Consider the following 18,408-nt stretch of genomic DNA (forward strand, 5'->3'; position numbering starts at 1 on the left):
CTCCGAAAGCCCCGCAACATGCTGCGAATCGCTGTGCCGAACAAGGGCTCGCTCGCCGAGACCTCCGCCGAAATGCTCGCCGAGGCCGGATACACCGGTCGGCGCGACCCGAAAGACCTGCACGTCATCGACCCGGTCAACGAGGTGGAGTTCTTCTACCTGCGTCCCAAGGACATCGCAACCTATGTCGGCTCCGGCGCGCTGGATGTCGGTATCACCGGGCGCGATCTGCTTCTGGATGCACGGATGCCGGGGGCGCGCGAGATCGAGGCGCTCGGCTTCGGCGCCTCGACGTTTCGTTTCGCCGGTCCGCCCGGAAAATATGCCCGGATCGCCGATCTCGAAGGCCTGCGGGTGGCAACCGCCTACCCGGGACTCGTCGACGGATTCCTCGATGAGCAGGGCGTGGCCGTCGATCTCGTTCCCCTCGACGGTGCGGTGGAGTCCGCCGTCCGGCTGGGTGTCGCCGACGCCGTCGCCGACGTCGTATCCACCGGCACGACGCTCAAGCAGGCCGGCCTGGAGATCTTCGGTCCGATCCTCCTGCAGTCCGAGGCTGTCCTCATCGGGGCTCCCGAGGAAGCGGCCGCGACCGAGACGCTGCTCCGCCGACTGCGGGGAGTGCTCGTCGCGCGGAGGTTCGTCCTCATCGACTACGATCTCCCGGCACATCTGATCGATGAGGCCACCGCCCTTGCGCCCGGCATCGAGTCCCCGACAATCTCTCCGCTGCGCGACCCCGCGTGGGTTGCGGTTCGGGTCATGAGCCCGCGCTCGAGTGTGAACCAGGTGATGGACGCCCTGTACGCGATCGGAGCGCGAGCGATCCTGGTCACTCCCATTCACAATGCGAGACTGTGATGACGCTCGCCTGCCGAGTCATCCCCTGCCTCGATGTGGCTGCGGGCCGAGTGGTCAAGGGTGTGAACTTCGCCAATCTGCGTGACATGGGCGATCCGGTCGAGCTCGCTGCGATGTACTACGCGCAGGGGGCCGACGAGCTCACATTCCTCGACGTGACCGCGACGGTCGATGACCGCTCGACGACGTACGATGTCGTCCGCCGCACCGCCGAACAGGTCTTCATACCTCTGACGGTCGGCGGCGGGGTACGCTCTGCCGACGATGTGGCACGCCTACTCGGCGTCGGCGCCGACAAGATCGGCGTCAACTCCGCCGCGATCGCGCGTCCCGGTCTCGTCGGCGAGATCGCCGATCGCTTCGGCGCGCAGGTGCTCGTTCTGAGTCTTGACGTCAAACGCTCAGATACGACACACTCCGGGTTCGTCGTGACGACTCACGGCGGCCGGACGGCCACGACGCTGGACGCCGTCGACTGGGCAAGCGAGGCGATCGATCGCGGCGCGGGCGAACTGCTCGTCAATTCGATCGATGCCGACGGCACGAAGGACGGTTTCGACCTGGAACTCATTTCCCTCATGCGCGAGCTCGCGAGCGTCCCCGTGATCGCCTCGGGAGGCGCCGGGAAGGCATCCGATTTCGCGCCCGCCGTCCACGCGGGCGCCGATGCCGTGCTCGCGGCATCCGTCTTCCACTCGGGATCGCTCACGATCGGCGACGTGAAGCGCCACCTCGCCGAGGAAGGGATTCAGGTGCGCATATGACCGACACCCGGCTGGAACGCGTGCAGTTCAACCGCGAGGGGCTCATACCCGCGATCATCCAGCAGCATGACACCCGCGAGGTCCTCATGCTGGGATGGATGGATGCCGAGGCCCTGCGCCGGACTCTGACGGAGGGTCGCGTCACATTCTGGTCCCGATCCCGCCAGGAGTACTGGCGCAAGGGAGATACGTCCGGTCACGCCCAGTTCGTGAAAGGTGCACGCCTGGACTGTGACGGAGACACCCTGCTCATCGAGGTCGACCAGGTTGGTGCGGCCTGCCACACGGGTGATCGCACCTGCTTCGATGCGGACGCCCTCTCCCCGACAGTCGGAGTGGGATGACACAGCGTGGACGCCTGCTCGCGGTCCTGGCGATCGTCATCGGCGGCGCGATCGCCATCATCTCCTCGACTCAGACCTGGGTGGAGGTGACCCTGAGCGCCGTCGCCACCGAACCCGTGCCTGTGCCCGGGGCTGCGGCGGTGAGCCTGCTCGCTCCACTGAGCCTCGCGGCGCTGGCCCTCGGGCTCGCGCTGACGATCGTCGGCCACGTCCTCCGCTACGCCTTCGGCGCGATCGCTGTGCTCATCGGATCGGCCTTGGCCTTTCTGTCGCTGAGAGTCGGATCGGCGCTCCCTCTGGACGCGATCGCCGCAACGGTGACGGCCACGACCGGGCTCGCGGGCGACGACGCCGTCTCCAGCCTCGTCGCCGTGACCGTCGCCACAGCATGGCCGTTCTTCGCGGCGCTCGCTGGTGCCCTGATCGTCGCGGGCGGCCTCCTCACTCTCACGACCGCACACCGCTGGGCAGAGGGCGGACGTCGTTACCAGACCGATGCGGGCGTCGCCGCGGCGACGCCCACATCGCGGCCCCATGACGCGATCGACTCATGGGACGATCTTTCGCGCGGCGACGACCCGACCTCCCGCTAGACTCTGAGGGAGAGTACGAGCTACCGAAGGAGAACCATGAGCGACTCGATCGACGACCCGGGCGACGGACACTCGCCGGCCGCCTGGACAGCCGTGGTGATCATGCTTCTCGCGGTGGCCCTCGGCACGCTGTTCTTCTTCCTCGACATGCCCGCACTGGTCTGGGCTTCCGTGGGGCTCCTCGTGATCGGCACCATCGTCGGCTGGGTGATGGCGCGTGCCGGCTACGGGGTGAACGGACCCAAGTACACCCCGAAGCAGCACTGACGTGCTCGACGGCCTGCTGGCCGGCGCGGTGGCAGATGCCGAGGCGCGCGCTCAGGCGCGGCCGCTCGAAATCGTCGAGAGTGCTGCGCTTGCTCAGCCGCCCGCGCGCGACGCCCTGGCGGCCCTCGCGCCTGCTGCGCGCGTGAAGATCATCGCCGAGGTGAAGCGCGCGAGCCCCTCTCGAGGCGATCTGGCTGCGATCCCTGATCCGGCCCTGCAAGCGGCGTTGTACGAACAGGGCGGCGCTTCGGCAATCTCGGTGCTCACCGAGGGCAGGAAGTTCAAGGGATCGCTCGCCGACCTCGAGGCGGTCAAGCACCGGGTGTCGCTGCCGATCCTGCGAAAGGACTTCATCGCCACGCCGTACCAGGTGCTCGAGGCGCGGGCATCCGGCGCCGATCTCGTGCTCTTGATCGTCGCGGCACTTGAGAAGGCGCTTCTCGCCGAGCTGCACGACCTGGTGCTTCAGCTCGGAATGACTCCTCTCGTCGAAACCCACTCGCGCCAGGAGCTGGACCGGGCTGCGGATCTCGGCACGAAGCTCATCGGCGTCAATGCGCGCAACCTCAGCACGTTCGAACTGGACCGCGATCTGTTCGGCTCGCTGGCGGAGCATTTCCCCGCGGATGCCGTGAGGATCGCCGAGTCGGCGGTCCTCTCCCCGGCAGACGTCCAGCACTACCGCGCGGACGGTGCCGACGTCGTTCTGGTCGGCGAGGCTCTTGTCACGAACGACCCCGTCACCACCCTGACCGCATTTCTGGAGGCCGGCACGTGAGTCTGCGCGATCAGCACGGCCCGTTCTTCGGCGAATTCGGCGGGCGGTTCATGCCCGAGTCGCTCATCGCGGCGATCGATGAGCTGACGGTGGTCTACGAGGCCGCAATGGCGGACCCCGACTTCCAGGGGGAACTGAGCGCGCTGCTGAACTCCTACGCGGGACGACCTTCGGCACTGACCGAGGTGCCGCGGTTCGCCGCTCACGCGGGGGGAGCGCGGATCTTCCTGAAGCGCGAAGACCTCAACCACACCGGTTCGCACAAGATCAACAACGTGCTCGGCCAGGCTCTGCTGACCAAGCGCCTCGGCAAGACGCGGGTCATCGCCGAGACGGGCGCGGGTCAGCACGGTGTCGCGACCGCGACAGCCGCCGCCCTGTTCGGCTTCGACTGCACGGTGTACATGGGCGAAGTCGACACCGAACGCCAAGCGCTGAACGTCGCGCGCATGCGCCTGCTCGGCGCCGATGTCGTCCCGGTGACAACCGGATCTCGGACCCTGAAGGATGCGATCAACGAGGCCAACCGGGATTGGGTTGCCACGGTCGCGACCACCAACTACATCTTCGGCACCGCCGCCGGGCCCCATCCGTTCCCGGCAATGGTGCGCGACTTCCAGAAGATCATCGGCGAGGAAGCCCGCAGGCAGCTGCTGGCCGAGACCGGCCGGCTCCCCGATGCGGTCGTGGCCTGCGTGGGCGGCGGGTCCAACGCGATCGGCATGTTCGACGCGTTCCTGGATGACGAGGACGTCCGCCTATACGGCGTCGAGGCTGCCGGCGAAGGCATCGACACGCCCAGGCACGCGGCATCCATCGAACGCGGGCGCACGGGCGTGCTCCACGGCGCACGGACCTACCTGCTGCAGGACGAGGACGGTCAGACCGTCGAATCTCACTCGATCTCGGCAGGATTGGACTATCCCGGCGTCGGACCGGAGCACGCGTGGCTCTCCGACATCGGTCGTGCCAGCTACATCCCCGCCACAGACACCGAGGCGATGGACGCCCTCCGCCTGCTCAGTCGGACGGAGGGGATCATTCCGGCGATCGAGTCGGCGCACGCGCTCGCCGGCGCATTGCGCATCGGCCGAGAACTCGGCCCCGACGCCATCATCGCCGTGAGCCTGTCCGGCCGTGGAGACAAGGATATGGACACCGCTGCGAAGTGGTTCGGGCTGTACGACGAAACCGCCGATCCGGAGCAAGCCGGCCCGATCGCCGCCACGGGTGAGGGGATCGATCTGTGAGCGCAGTCGCCGCGGCCATCGAGGCTGCCCGCACCGCAGGGCGAGGCGCCTTCGTCGGCTACCTCCCGCTCGGCTTTCCCGATCTGCAGACGAGCATCGATGCCGCCGTCGCGCTGGCCGAGAGCGGCGCCGACATCATCGAACTCGGCCCCCCCTACTCCGACCCGGTGATGGACGGCACCGTCATTCAGGAGGCGACGGTCGCGGCACTCGCCGGCGGATTCCGCGTTCGCGACACCTTCACCGCCATCCGCGAGATCACCGCGCGCGTCGATGTGCCGGTGCTCGTGATGACCTACTGGAACCCCGTCCTGCAGTATGGCGTCAACCGCTACGCGGACGATCTGCTCGCTGCGGGGGGTGCGGGCCTGATCACACCGGACATCACGCCGGACTCGGCCGGCGACTGGATCGCCGCGTCGGAGCGCACGGGCCTCGACCGCATCTTCCTCGCCGCGCCCACGTCCACGGATGAGCGCCTCGAGTTGATCGCGCGCGCCTCGACGGGCTTCGTCTACACAGTCTCGACGATGGGCATCACGGGGGAGCGCGCGGAAGTGGATGCCGCCGCACGCACGCTCGTGGCTCGGCTGCGCGCTCACGGGGTCGAACACGCCTGCGTGGGCATCGGCATTTCCACGCCCGAGCAGGTCGCCGGGGTGATCGGCTATGCCGACGGCGCAATCGTGGGCACCGCGCTGGTGCGTGCACTGCGCGACGGCGGCATCGCCGGGCTGACGGCCGAGGCTCGCGCGCTCGCCTCTGGAACCACCCGCTCCTGACGGGCCGGGGAACGGTCCCGTTTCCCGGCGAAGTAGACTGCCCTCGTGCTCTCCTCTGTCGCCGTCGTGACCTCCATCCCGAGCCCGGGCATCAGCTCCTTCCCGCTCGGTCCGTTCACCATCCACTTCTACGCCCTGTGCATCCTCGCCGGCATCGTCGTGGCCGCGATCATGACCAACCGGCGTCTGACCGCGCGCGGCGGGGAGCCGTGGGTGGTCATCGACATCTCCCTCCTGGCCGTTCCGCTCGCCATCATCGGTGCGCGCATCTTCCACGTGCTGACCCACGCGAGCTTCTACTTCGGTGAAGGCAAGAACATCTGGGCGATCTTCTTCATCTGGGAAGGCGGCATCGCGATCTTCGGCGCACTCATCGGCGGCGCAATCGGGGCGTGGCTCGGGTGCAGGTGGACCGGCATCCGGTTCTGGAGCTTCGCCGATGCCCTCGCCCCCGGGCTCCTGCTCGCCCAGGCCATGGGCCGCTTCGGCAACTGGTTCAACCAGGAGCTGTTCGGGTTGCCCACCGCGCTGCCGTGGGGTCTGCAGATCGACTACCCGAACCCCGCGTGGCCCGCCGGCCTGCCCGAGGGCACACTCTTCCACCCGACGTTCCTGTATGAAGTGATCTGGAACTCCCTCGGCGTCCTCTTCCTGTTGTGGGCCGGCAACCGGTTCCGTCTCCAGTGGGGCCGGCTGTTCGGTCTGTACCTCGCCTGGTACTCCGCCGGACGAATCGTCTGGGAGTCGATCCGCATCGATCCGAGTGAGGTGTTCTTCGGGCTTCGCACGAACGTATGGGCAGCGATCTTCGGACTCGTCATCGGACTCACGATCTTTTTCGTACAACGGCGCCGGCACCCCGGTCTCGAGCCGTCCCCTTACGAGCGCGGACGCGAATGGTCGCCCGAGGGGGCGGTACACTCACAGAACATCGATGACTTCGTGGACGTCAGCCCACCCCCCGCGTCCGTGGTCAGCGAAGGCACCGCCACAAGCGCCGCCACGTAACGCACCTGGGCCGACGTCGTCCCGACTTGACACAAGAGTGAGGACGGTTGCCATGCAAGCGAGCCCGCGCAGCAGTGCCGACATCGCCGGAGGGGCGTTCCCCGCCAAGCAGGGCATGTACAACCCGGCCTTCGAAAAGGACGCCTGCGGACTGGCGATGGTCGCGACCCTTCGCGGCCATGCGGGTCATGACATCGTTGAGCTGGCGCTGGAGGCCCTCCGCAATCTGGAACACCGCGGAGCGATCGGCTCGGATGCCGGAACCGGTGACGGAGCAGGCATCCTCACGCAGATGCCGGATGCGTTCCTCCGTCGGGTCGTCGATTTCGAACTTCCTCCGGTTGGCGAATACGCAGCCGGGATGGCCTTCCTCCCGCTCGATGAGACTGCGCGCGGCAAGATCAAGGCCGGTGTCGAGGAGATCGCGCTCGCCGAGGGCCTGACGGTTCTCGGCTGGCGCGTCGTGCCGACCGAGCAGCAGCACCTCGGCAAGCTCGCCTACAACGCGCGTCCCGCGTTCGAACAGCTGTTCGTCTCGCGTCCTCCGGTCGGAGACGCCCCCGCCCTCAGCGGGATCGAACTCGACCGGCGGGTGTACCGACTGCGCAAACGTGCGCGCCGCGAACACGACGCGTACTTCGTTTCGCTGTCCGCCCGGACACTGGGCTACAAGGGCATGGTCACGACACTGCAGCTCGAGCCGTTCTACCCCGATCTTCAGGACGAGCGCTTCGAGAGCGAGCTGGCCGTCGTGCACTCGCGGTACTCGACGAACACGTTCCCGTCATGGCCGCTCGCTCAACCGCTGCGGATGCTGGCGCACAACGGAGAGATCAACACGGTGGGCGGCAACCGCAACTGGATGCGCGCCCGGCAGTCGCAGCTCGAGTCCGAGTTGATCGGCGACATCCACCCCCTGTTGCCGATCTGCACGGTCGGCGCGAGCGACTCGGCCTCGTTCGACGAGGTACTGGAGCTTTTGACCCTCACGGGGCGGAGCCTGCCTCACGCGATCATGATGATGGTTCCGGAGGCGTACGAGAAGCAATCGGACATCACCCCCGAGTTGCGCGCGTTCTACGACTATCACTCGATGCAGATGGAGCCGTGGGACGGTCCGGCCGCGCTCATCTTCACCGACGGCACGCTCGTCGGTGCGACCCTGGACCGCAACGGATTGCGACCGGGACGGTGGACCGAGACCACGGACGGGCTCGTGGTCATCGGCAGCGAGACCGGGGTGCTCGATTTCGAGCCCGCGCGCATCAAGCGGCGAGGGCGCCTGCGGCCGGGCCGCATGTTCCTCGTCGACACGGCGCAGCAGCGCATCATCGAGGACCACGAGATCAAGGCGCAACTCGCGGGGCAGGAGCCGTGGCAGGAATGGCTCGATGCCGGCCGGGTGCGCCTGAAGGATCTTCCCGAACGTGAGCACATCGTGCACCCGATCGCCTCGATCACCCGTCGCCAGCGCACCTTCGGCTACACAGAAGAGGAAGTGCGCATCCTCCTCACGCCGATGGGGCAGAACGGAGCGGAGCCGCTGGGCGCGATGGGATCCGATGCACCGATTGCGGTGCTCAGTGAGCGTCCACGACTGCTCTTCGACTACTTCACGCAGCAGTTCGCGCAGGTCACCAACCCGCCGCTGGACTCGATCCGTGAAGAGGTCGTGACGTCCCTCGCGGTCGGCCTCGGACCTGAGCGGAATCTCCTGTCGTGGGGTCCGGATCACACGAAGACCATCACGCTGGACTTCCCCGTGATCGACAATGACGAACTCGCCAAGCTCCAGAACATCGACAAGGCGCTGCCAGACCGTCGCTCGGTGACCGTCCGCGGCCTGTATCACGCCGATCAAGGCCCGCACGCGCTGCAGACCCGCCTCGAGGAGATGTGTGCCGAGGTGGATGCCGCGATCGAGGACGGTACCGAGTTCATCGTCCTGAGCGACCGCGACTCGAACAAGGATCTCGTCCCGATTCCGTCGCTGCTCATGGTGTCGGCGGTGCACCACCACCTGATCCGGCAGGAGAACCGGATGAAGGTTGCGCTTGTGGTGGAAGCCGGCGACGTCCGCGAAGTCCACCATGTCGCCACTCTCATCGGTTACGGCGCATCGGCGGTCAACCCCTATCTCGCGATGGAGACCGTGGAGTATCTCGTGCGCGCCGGATTCATCACCGGAATCTCGCCCGAGAAGGCGGTGACGAACCTGATCTACGCGCTCGGCAAGGGCGTGCTGAAGATCATGTCGAAGATGGGCATCTCGACCGTTTCGTCGTACGCGGGCGCGCAGGCGTTCGAAGCGGTGGGTCTGTCAGAGGAGTTCGTCGCCCAGTATTTCACGGGCACCGAGACCAAGCTCGGTGGCATCGGCATCGCCGAGGTCGCATCCGAGAACCAGGCGCGCCACGCCTACGCGTATCCCGAGGATGGTGCCGCGCGCGCACACGAACGGCTCTGGACTGGCGGAGAGTATCAATGGCGCCGCGACGGTGCGCCGCACCTCTTCACACCAGAAACGGTCTTCCGCCTACAGCATTCGACACGCGAGCGTCGCTACGACGTGTTCCGCGAGTATACGAAGCTCGTCGACGATCAGTCCGCCGAGCTGAAGACGCTCCGCGGAATGTTCGCGCTCCGCACCGGCGCGCGAACCGCCCTGCCGATCGATGAGGTCGAGCCGGTGTCATCGATCGTCAAGCGTTTCTCGACCGGGGCGATGAGCTATGGCTCCATCTCGAAAGAGGCGCACGAGACGCTCGCGATCGCGATGAACCGGATCGGAGGCAAGTCGAACACCGGTGAAGGAGGCGAAGACGTCGACCGGCTCCTCGATCCCGAGCGCCGCAGCGCCATCAAGCAGGTGGCCTCTGGGCGCTTCGGTGTCACGAGTATGTACCTCACGCACGCCGACGACATCCAGATCAAGCTCGCACAGGGCGCCAAGCCCGGGGAGGGCGGCCAGCTCCCGCCCGCGAAGGTCTACCCGTGGATCGCGCGCACCCGCGGTGGCACACCCGGCGTGGGCCTGATCTCACCGCCACCGCACCATGACATCTATTCCATCGAGGATCTCAAACAGTTGATCTTCGACCTCAAACACGCCAATCCGGCGGCTCGTGTCCACGTGAAGCTCGTCAGCCAATCCGGCATCGGCGCCGTCGCAGCAGGGACGGCGAAGGCGCTCGCCGACGTGATCCTCGTTTCCGGACACGACGGCGGTACGGGCGCGAGCCCGCTCAACTCCCTCAAGCACGCGGGCACCCCGTGGGAACTCGGCCTTGCCGAAACCCAGCAGACACTCATGCTCAACGACATGCGGGACCGGGTCGTCGTGCAGGCCGACGGACAGCTCAAGACCGGCCGCGATGTCATCATCGCCGCCCTGCTGGGCGCGGAGGAGTTCGGCTTCGCCTCAACCGCACTCGTCGTGGAGGGATGCGTGATGATGCGCGTGTGCCACCTCGACACCTGCCCTGTGGGCGTCGCGACGCAGAACCCGGTGCTGCGCTCGAGGTTCTCCGGAAAGCCGGAGTTCGTCGTCAACTTCATGGAGTTCATCGCCCAGGAAGTGCGAGAGTACCTCGCGGAGCTCGGGTTCCGCAGCCTCGAGGAAGCGGTCGGTCACAACGAGCTGCTCGACGTGAACCACGCGGTCGAGCATTGGAAGGCCAGCGGGCTGGACCTTTCACCCGTCTTGCAAGGCCCGGTATTCGCTCCCGAGGCACCACGGCGCAACACCCGGCGCCAGGACCACGAACTCGAGAATCACTTCGACGTGCCGCTGATCGAGCAGGCTCAGGACGTCATCACCCACGGCGGCCACTTCGAGATCTCACTTCCGATCCGCAACACGGAGCGCGCGGTCGGAACAATGCTCGGGCATCATGTCACGATCGCTCATGGTGAGAACGGCCTGCCATCCGGCTCGATCGAAGTCAACCTCACGGGGTCGGCCGGCCAGTCCTTCGGAGCTTTTCTGCCCGCCGGGATCACTCTCCGTCTCGCGGGCGACTCCAACGACTACGTCGGCAAGGGTCTCTCCGGTGGCCGGATCGTGGTCCGTTCGCCCCACGCGGCTGCCTTCGATGCGTCGCAGAACGTCATTGCCGGCAACGTCATCGGCTACGGCGCGACACAGGGAAGCATGTTCCTGGGCGGTGTTGTGGGGGAGCGTTTCCTGGTTCGCAACTCCGGCGCGACAGCGGTCGTCGAGGGAGTCGGTGACCACGCACTCGAATACATGACGGGAGGGTTGGCCATCATCCTCGGCACGACCGGGCGAAATCTGGGCGCCGGGATGTCCGGCGGGACCGCCTACATCTACAAGCTTGACCGAAGCCTCGTCAACCGCGAGGCACTCGCCACGGGTGAGCTCGAACTCCTCGAACTCGGCTCGGGCGATGTCGAGATGCTCCGCGATCTGCTCGAGCAGCATGTCGCCGAGACCGGATCGGCGCTGGCTGCGCGGATCCTGGACGATTTCGAGGCCGAGACCGCGAACTTCGTCCGTGTCCTGCCGCGAGACTACGCCGCGGTGTTGCAGACCCGTCAGGATGCGGTCGCCGAGGGGCTCGACCCCGACGGTGATGTCGTCTGGACCCGCATTATGGAGGTGACCGGTGGCTGACCCCAAGGGATTTCTGAAAGTCACTCAGCGCGAGCTTCCCGCGCGCCGGCCCGTTCCGGTGCGCATCATGGACTGGAAAGAAGTGTACGAGCCGGGCGACAGTGCGGTTCTGCGTCGCCAGGCCGGGCGTTGTATGGACTGTGGAATCCCGTTCTGCCACAGGGGCTGCCCACTGGGCAATCTGATCCCGGAATGGAACGACCTCATCTGGCGGGGCGAGGGCCGCGCGGCGATCGAGCGCCTGCACGCGACGAACAACTTCCCCGAGTTCACCGGACGCTTGTGCCCGGCCCCCTGCGAGAGTTCGTGCGTGCTGGGTATCAATCAGCCCGCAGTGACGATCAAGCAGATCGAGGTGTCGACGATCGACGAGGCGTTCGCGCACGGCTGGGTCGAGCCCGAACCGCCCGGGCGTCTCACGGGCAAGACCGTCGCGGTGGTCGGCTCGGGCCCGGCGGGGCTCGCTGCCGCACAGCAACTCACTCGAGCGGGGCACACGGTCGCCGTGTACGAGCGCGATGATCGCATCGGCGGCCTCCTGAGGTACGGGATCCCCGACTTCAAGATGGAGAAGCGCCACATCGATTCGCGCCTGCGCCAGATGCAGGACGAGGGCACTCGATTTCGCGCTGGGGTGGAGATCGGGGTCGACATCGCCTGGGGCGATCTGCGGACACGCTACGACGCCGTCGTGATCGCGACCGGGTCGACGCTTCCGCGGGATCTCGCGATCCCGGGTCGCGACCTCGCCGGGGTCCACTTCGCGATGGAGTTCCTGGTCGAATCGAACAAGGCGGTCGCCGGCGATCAGGTGCCGCACCAGATCCACGCCGAAGGCAAGCACGTGGTCGTGATCGGCGGCGGCGACACCGGTGCGGACTGCATCGGCACCGCGCACCGTCACGGCGCGCTCAGCGTCACGAACCTCGCGATCGGCACGCAGCCGCCCGACGAGCGCCCACCGCACCAGCCCTGGCCGATGGACCCGCACGTCTTCGAGATCTCGTCCGCGCACGAAGAGGGAGGCAAGCGCACCTACCTCGCCTCGACGGTCGAGTTCCTCTCCAACGACGCCGGCGAAGTACGCGCCGTTCGCGTAGCCGAGACGGAGTTCATCGACGGGCGCCGCGTTCCGAAGAGCGGCACCGAGCACGAGATCCCCGCGGACCTGGTCTTGATCGCAATGGGTTTCACCGGCCCCGAGCGCGCCGGCCTGGAGGATCAGCTCGGCACCGTGTTCAACGGCCGCGGCAACGTGGATCGTGGCGACGACTACCAGTCGGCGGCATCCGGCGTCTTCGTCGCGGGGGACGCCGGCCGTGGTCAATCCTTGATCGTCTGGGCGATCGCGGAGGGCCGCGCGGCCGCCGCAGCCGTCGACGAGTACCTGATGGGACGCACCACCCTGCCCTCGCCGGTCACTCCGCGCGACATGGCCATCGGCGTGCTCCCCGCGTAGGCTCGCACCATCCCCGAGACACTCTAAGAACGACCGATCGGAGTCAGTGAAGTGAGACGCGCGAAGATCGTCGCCACTCTGGGACCCGCCACCTCCACATACGAGATGGTTCGCGCCATCGTCGATGCGGGCGTCGACGTGGCGCGATTCAATCTGAGTCACGGCGACTACGCCGAGCACGATGCCCGCTGGGCCAACGTGCGCAAGGCCGCAGACGACGCGGGGCGTGCCATCGCCATCCTCGTCGACCTGCAGGGCCCCAAGATCCGCCTCGGCAAGTTCGCCGATGGGCCGCACGATCTCGCCGTCGATGATGTCTTCCGGATCACGACCGATGACATCGCCGGCACGAAGGAGATCGTCTCGACGACCTTCAAAGGTCTTCCGGGCGACGTCTCGCCCGGTGACCAGTTGCTGATCGACGACGGCAAGGTGCGCGTCGAGGTCACTGCCGTAGACGGCACCGTGGTCACGACGAAGGTTCTCGTCGCAGGCGCTGTCTCGAACAACAAGGGGATCAACCTGCCCGGAGTCGCGGTGAGCGTCCCGGCGCTCTCGGAGAAGGACGAGTCCGATCTGCGCTGGGGTCTCCGACGAGGCTGCGACCTCGTTGCGCTGTCGTTCGTCCGCGACGCCGCCGACGTCACCCGTGTCCACGAGATCATGACGGAGGAGGGTCGCAGGGTTCCCGTCATCGCAAAGATCGAGAAGCCGCAGGCGGTGGACAACCTCGAAGAGATCATCGACGCCTTCGACGGCATCATGGTCGCCCGCGGTGACCTGGGTGTGGAACTTCCGCTGGAAGCCGTACCCATCGTCCAGAAGCGCGCGGTCGACCTCTGCCGTCGCATGGCCAAGCCGGTGATCGTTGCGACCCAGATGCTCGAGACGATGATCGAGAATCCGGTGCCTACCCGCGCCGAGACCAGCGACGTCGCCAACGCCGTTCTGGACGGTGCGGACGCGGTCATGCTCTCGGGCGAGACCAGCGTCGGCAGGTACCCGGTCGTCGTCGTCGAAACCATGGCCCGCATCATCGCATCGACAGAAGAGCACGGCATGGACCGCATCCACCCGTTGACCGCGCGGCCCCGCACACAGGGTGGCATCATCACGCTTGCGGCCAACGAGGTGGCCGAATTCGTCGAGGCGAAGTTCATCTGCATCTTCACAGAGTCCGGCGACACGGCACGACGCATGTCTCGTCTGCGTCCCAGCATCCCCATGATGGCGTTCGCGACCGACCCAGCGATCCGCCGGCGCATGGCCCTCACCTGGGGTGTGCAATCCACACTCGTCGATCACGTCGCGCACACCGACCTGATGTTCCTTCAGGTGGACGACTTCTTCCTGAAGGGCGGCCTTGCTGCCGAGGGAGACAAGGTCGTCGTGATCTCCGGATCCCCTCCCGGCATCGAGGGCACGACCAACGACATCCGAATCCACCGGATCGGCGATGCCGTCCACGGCAAGGCGCCGATCTACAAAGCGGAACAGTAGCGCGACCGTGCCCAGACGGGGGGATGACAGGAGCCCCGGCATCCCCCGTCTTGCTCGTACCGGTGGTGGGAGTCGAACCCACACGACCTTGCGGTCAACCGAGTTTGAGTCGGTCGCGTCTGCCATTCCGCCACACCGGCGTGTGCCTGATCGACGATACCGTAGGATTCAGTGATGACTGAGCAGGAGCGGAACGCAGCACCCACGGCATCGGCCCCGCGGCGCGTCGTCGTCGCCGAGGACGAGTCGCTGATCCGGTTGGACATCGTCGAGATCCTCCGCGACAACGGGTTCGACGTCGTCGGCGAAGCGGGGGATGGCGAGACGGCCGTGCAGCTGGCAACAGAACTTCGCCCGGATCTCGTGATCATGGACGTGAAAATGCCTGTGCTCGACGGCATCAGCGCCGCCGAGAAGCTCTCGAAGAACCACGTCGCCCCGGTGGTCCTGCTGACCGCATTCAGCCAGAAGGAGCTCGTCGAGCGGGCGAGCGATGCCGGTGCCCTGGCCTACGTCGTCAAGCCCTTCACGCCGAATGACCTCCTGCCGGCCATCGAGATCGCGCTGGCCCGCTACGAGCAGATCATCACGCTCGAGGCCGAGGTGGCCGACATGGTCGAGCGCTTCGAGACGCGCAAGCTCGTTGACCGGGCCAAGGGACTGCTCAACGAGAAGATGGGTCTCACTGAACCCGAAGCGTTTCGGTGGATCCAGAAGGCGTCGATGGACCGCCGCCTGACGATGCAGGATGTCGCGAAGGCGATCATCGAGCAGCTCTCCGCGAAGAAAGCCTGACTCGACTCAAGTCAGGCCGTGGACGGATCCTTGATCATGTTCGTGATGCGGATCGTAGAGCAGCGGCGGCCCTGATCGTCCGAGACGACGATCTCGTGGACCGTGATGCTGCGCCCCAGGTGCACCGGAATGCAGACACCGGTGACGACGCCGCTCTTGGCCGATCGCGTGTGCGTGGCGTTGATGTCCACGCCGACGGCGAGGCGTCCGGGACCCGCGTGCAGGTTCGCCGCCATGGATCCGAGTGTTTCACCGAGCACGACGTATGCACCCCCGTGCATGAGCCCGACGTACTGTGTGTTGCCCTCCACGGGCATGGTGGCCACGGACCGCTCTACGGTGAACTCGGTGAACTCGATCCCCATCTTGTCGGCGAGGGCGCTCTTCCCGCGTTGCGCTACCCTCGGCGCACCGTTGTTCGCGGTCTCGGAGGAAGTGGACTCAGCGGTCATCGGTCGTCCTCGGGCTTTCTGTGGAGGCAGTTTCGGTGTCGGCACCCGCGTCTAGAGTTGCAGGGTGACGGACCCCGGAAAGCCTACCCTCCTCGTCGTCGACGGACACTCGCTGGCGTACCGCGCCTTCTTCGCGCTTCCAGTCGACAACTTCACGACCAAAGAAGGCCAGCACACCAACGGGATCTACGGGTTCCTTTCGATGTTCGTCAACCTCCTCAAGGCCGAGAAGCCGACCCACCTCGCGGTCGCCTTCGATACCTCGCGGCATTCCTTCCGCACCGACGTCTACACCGAGTACAAGGCGAACCGGGTCACGTCTCCGCCCGAGTTCACGGGCCAGATCCCGCTCCTCCAGGAGTGCCTGCAGGCGATGAACGTCACGGTTCTCACCAAAGAGGGTGTTGAAGCCGACGACATCCTCGCGACCCTCGCGGCCCAGGGCGCCGAGCAGGGCTTCGACGTATTGGTGTGCTCGGGCGACCGTGACACGATCCAGCTCGTCACAGATGACGTCACCCTTCTCTATCCGAGCGTACAGGGGGTTTCTCAGCTCAAGCGTTACACGCCCGACACAGTCATCGAGAAGTACGGTCTGCCACCGGCCAACTATCCCGACATCGCCGCGCTGGTCGGCGAGACGAGCGACAATCTGCCCGGAGTTCCCAAAGTGGGGGAGAAGACCGCCGTCAAGTGGCTGACGCAGTGGGGCACGCTCGACGCGCTGATCGCGAATGCCGACAAGGTCCCCGGCGTCGTAGGGAACAATCTCCGCGACCATCTCGAGGACGTCCGTCGCAACCGATCGCTGAACGCGCTGCTGCGCGATGTCGAGTTGCCCGCCGGGCCGGCTGACCTCGCGATGCAGCCCATCGACACCCAGGCCGTGCGCGATGTGTTCGCTCGGCTCGAGTTCAAGACACTGCTTCCGCGAGTTCTCGACGCGATCGGGACCGGACCAGACGCAGCTGCTCCCTCAGGGCCGCCCACCGTCGATGCGCCGAGCCCGGTCGAGCTCGAGGGGCCCGCGCTGGGTGTATGGGTCGCCGGCCATCCGGGCGAGATCGCGCTCACCGTGACCATCATCGGCGGACTGCCGGCGCGCATCGGCCTTGCCAGTGCAGACGCCGCCGCCGAAGTGGCCTGGTCGGAACCCATCGCGTCCGATTTGGCGGAGTGGCTCGCCGGCCCGGCGCCGAAAGTGCTGGCCGATGCGAAACCGCAGGTCAAGGCGCTCCGGCGCGGCGGGGTACGCCTCGGTGGATTGGTGTTCGATCCGGTGCTCGCCGGCTGGCTCCTGCGCCCGAGCTTCCCCGACAAGGGTCTGGCCGACCTCGTCGACCGATATCTGGACGAGAAGCTCCCCGAAGCCGATCCCACTCAGCTGGTCCCCGAGACCGAGGGAGCGACAGCGGGGCAGCTGTCCTGGTACACCCTGCGCGTTGCCGCCGCGATGCGGGCCGAGCTGCCGGCGACCCTCGCGACCGTGCTCACCGACATCGAACTGCCCACCCTCGACACCCTCGCCGACATGGAGCTGGCCGGAGTCGCCGTCTCGCACGTGAAGCTGTCGACGTTCTCCGTCGAACTCGGTGCACGATCGGAGCTGATCGCCCAGCAGGCCTTCGCCGAGATCGGGCGGGAGGTCAACCTCGGCTCGCCCAAGCAGCTCCAGGAGGTGCTCTTCGAGCAACTCGAACTGCCCAAGACACGCAAGACGAAGACCGGCTATTCCACGGATGCCGCGGTCCTCGCCGACCTGCAGGAATCGCACCCGCATCCGTTCCTGAACCTGCTGCTCGAGCATCGCGAGGCGACCAAGCTTCGACAGATCATCGAGTCGCTCGACGCGGCAATAGGCAGCGACGCGCGAGTGCACACCACCTACGTGCAGACCGGCAGCCAGACCGGTCGACTGTCGAGCACCGATCCGAATCTGCAGAACATCCCCATCCGCAATGAGGAGTCTCACCGCATCCGTGCCGCCTTCGAGGTCGGCGCCGGCTTCGAAACCCTGCTGACGGCGGACTACTCGCAGATCGAGATGCGCATCATGGCACACCTGTCGGCCGACCCCGGGCTCGTCGAAGCATTCCGGTCGGGTGAGGACCTTCACCGCTTCGTCGGTGCTCGTGTCTTCGGTGTCGATCCGGCCGATGTGACGCCGGCGATGCGCACGAAGGTCAAGGCCATGTCCTACGGGCTGGTCTACGGCCTGAGCGCATTCGGCCTGTCGAAGCAACTCCGCATCGACCAATCCGAGGCCAAGCTGCTCATGACGGAGTACTTCGCCCGTTTCGGCGCGGTGCGTGACTATCTGCGTTCGTCTGTCGAGCAAGCCCGCATCGACGGCTACACCGAGACGATCTTCGGTCGCCGCCGTCCGTTCCCCGATCTCGCCAGTCCCAACCGGGTTCTCCGCGAGAACGCCGAACGCGCGGCACTGAACGCGCCGATCCAGGGCAGCGCGGCCGACATCATGAAGATCGCGCTCTTCCGCATCCACGACGAGATGCGAGCGGAAGGCCTGGCCTCCCGCGTGCTCCTGCAGATCCATGATGAGCTCCTGGTGGAGGTGGCACCGGGGGAGTGGGACGAGGTCGAGCGCATCGTCCGCGATCGCATGGGCGACGCCGCCGAGCTGTCGGTTCCGCTGGATGTCCAGATCGGTCGGGGCCCGAACTGGGACGTCGCGGGGCACTGACCCCGCGGCGGCGCAGCCGCGTCGGCATCCGCCTGCATCGCACCCGACCGCGACCAGGTGTCACTCCCGCGCGCTCCCATTGCGCGCCGTGTCCCACCTTCGGCGCACCGTGTCCCACTTTCGGTCGCTTCCGTCCCGTGGAACCGGCCGAAAGTGGGACACGGCCGGCGCAAGACCAGACGGTGACACCGCGCTTGCCCCGTGGCCGCGTCCGC

15 protein-coding genes and 1 tRNA gene are annotated in these 18,408 nt (G+C 66.7%); 14 read left to right on the forward strand and 2 right to left on the reverse strand.

Features of this window, described 5'->3' with window-relative positions; all coding sequences use genetic code 11:
• Positions 1-18 precede the first annotated feature (18 nt).
• Genes hisG through pyk form a run of 12 tightly spaced genes read left to right on the forward strand, consistent with a single transcriptional unit; the run spans position 19 to position 14,242 of the window.
• The gene (gene hisG, locus QZV81_RS08725) at positions 19-861 is read left to right on the forward strand and encodes an ATP phosphoribosyltransferase (protein ID WP_292835859.1); all 843 of its coding nucleotides are present in this window, start codon (positions 19-21) and stop codon (positions 859-861) included.
• On the forward strand, positions 861-1,625 hold the full coding sequence (hisF, locus tag QZV81_RS08730) for an imidazole glycerol phosphate synthase subunit HisF (protein WP_292835862.1): 765 nt from the start codon (positions 861-863) through the stop codon (positions 1,623-1,625). Before hisG ends, hisF begins: the two co-directional genes overlap by 1 nt.
• Positions 1,622-1,969 (forward strand): phosphoribosyl-AMP cyclohydrolase, encoded by a 348-nt coding sequence (gene hisI, locus QZV81_RS08735; RefSeq protein WP_292835865.1) that lies wholly within the window; start codon positions 1,622-1,624, stop codon positions 1,967-1,969. Before hisF ends, hisI begins: the two co-directional genes overlap by 4 nt.
• Complete coding sequence (locus QZV81_RS08740) at positions 1,966-2,562, forward strand: Trp biosynthesis-associated membrane protein (protein WP_292835868.1); 597 nt, start codon at positions 1,966-1,968, stop codon at positions 2,560-2,562. Before hisI ends, QZV81_RS08740 begins: the two co-directional genes overlap by 4 nt.
• A 36-nt stretch (positions 2,563-2,598) precedes the next feature.
• A complete protein-coding gene (locus tag QZV81_RS08745) occupies positions 2,599-2,829 on the forward strand; it encodes a DUF6704 family protein (protein WP_292835871.1) in 231 nt (76 codons plus the stop codon).
• Between the two features lies 1 nt (position 2,830).
• Positions 2,831-3,607, forward strand: a complete 777-nt coding sequence (gene trpC / locus QZV81_RS08750; protein WP_292835873.1) for an indole-3-glycerol phosphate synthase TrpC — start codon at positions 2,831-2,833, stop codon at positions 3,605-3,607.
• Positions 3,604-4,857: a tryptophan synthase subunit beta gene (trpB, locus tag QZV81_RS08755; RefSeq protein WP_292835876.1), complete on the forward strand. Its 1,254-nt coding sequence runs from the start codon at positions 3,604-3,606 to the stop codon at positions 4,855-4,857. Before trpC ends, trpB begins: the two co-directional genes overlap by 4 nt.
• Entirely contained in the window at positions 4,854-5,639 is a 786-nt protein-coding gene (trpA, locus tag QZV81_RS08760) for a tryptophan synthase subunit alpha (RefSeq protein ID WP_292835879.1), read from the forward strand. The genes trpB and trpA overlap by 4 nt, the downstream gene beginning before the upstream one ends.
• A 45-nt stretch (positions 5,640-5,684) precedes the next feature.
• Positions 5,685-6,647 (forward strand): prolipoprotein diacylglyceryl transferase, encoded by a 963-nt coding sequence (gene lgt, locus QZV81_RS08765; RefSeq protein ID WP_292835882.1) that lies wholly within the window; start codon positions 5,685-5,687, stop codon positions 6,645-6,647.
• A gap of 52 nt (positions 6,648-6,699) precedes the next feature.
• Entirely contained in the window at positions 6,700-11,283 is a 4,584-nt protein-coding gene (gltB, locus tag QZV81_RS08770; protein ID WP_292835885.1) for a glutamate synthase large subunit, read from the forward strand.
• Complete coding sequence (locus tag QZV81_RS08775) at positions 11,276-12,742, forward strand: glutamate synthase subunit beta (protein ID WP_292835888.1); 1,467 nt, start codon at positions 11,276-11,278, stop codon at positions 12,740-12,742. The genes gltB and QZV81_RS08775 overlap by 8 nt, the downstream gene beginning before the upstream one ends.
• A gap of 51 nt (positions 12,743-12,793) precedes the next feature.
• Complete coding sequence (pyk, locus tag QZV81_RS08780) at positions 12,794-14,242, forward strand: pyruvate kinase (protein WP_292835891.1); 1,449 nt, start codon at positions 12,794-12,796, stop codon at positions 14,240-14,242.
• 57 nt (positions 14,243-14,299) lie between these two features.
• Here the strand turns inward: pyk and QZV81_RS08785 are convergent.
• Positions 14,300-14,382: transfer RNA gene (locus QZV81_RS08785), tRNA-Leu, on the reverse strand.
• Positions 14,383-14,416: 34 nt separating this feature from the next.
• Here QZV81_RS08785 and QZV81_RS08790 point away from each other — a divergent pair.
• Positions 14,417-15,037: a response regulator gene (locus QZV81_RS08790; protein WP_292835894.1), complete on the forward strand. Its 621-nt coding sequence runs from the start codon at positions 14,417-14,419 to the stop codon at positions 15,035-15,037.
• An 11-nt stretch (positions 15,038-15,048) separates the two neighbouring features.
• On the opposite strand, the gene QZV81_RS08795 is transcribed toward QZV81_RS08790, so the two are convergent.
• Positions 15,049-15,489 carry a hotdog fold thioesterase gene (locus QZV81_RS08795; RefSeq protein WP_292835898.1) on the reverse strand — a complete coding sequence of 147 codons (441 nt, stop codon included), beginning with the start codon at positions 15,487-15,489 and terminating at the stop codon, positions 15,049-15,051.
• Positions 15,490-15,553: 64 nt separating this feature from the next.
• On the opposite strand from QZV81_RS08795, the gene polA reads away from it, so the two are divergent.
• On the forward strand, positions 15,554-18,193 hold the full coding sequence (polA, locus tag QZV81_RS08800; protein ID WP_292835901.1) for a DNA polymerase I: 2,640 nt from the start codon (positions 15,554-15,556) through the stop codon (positions 18,191-18,193).
• Positions 18,194-18,408 lie beyond the last annotated feature (215 nt).

It is taken from the genome of Microbacterium sp. (genome assembly GCF_011620665.1).
Classification (GTDB): domain Bacteria; phylum Actinomycetota; class Actinomycetes; order Actinomycetales; family Microbacteriaceae; genus Microbacterium.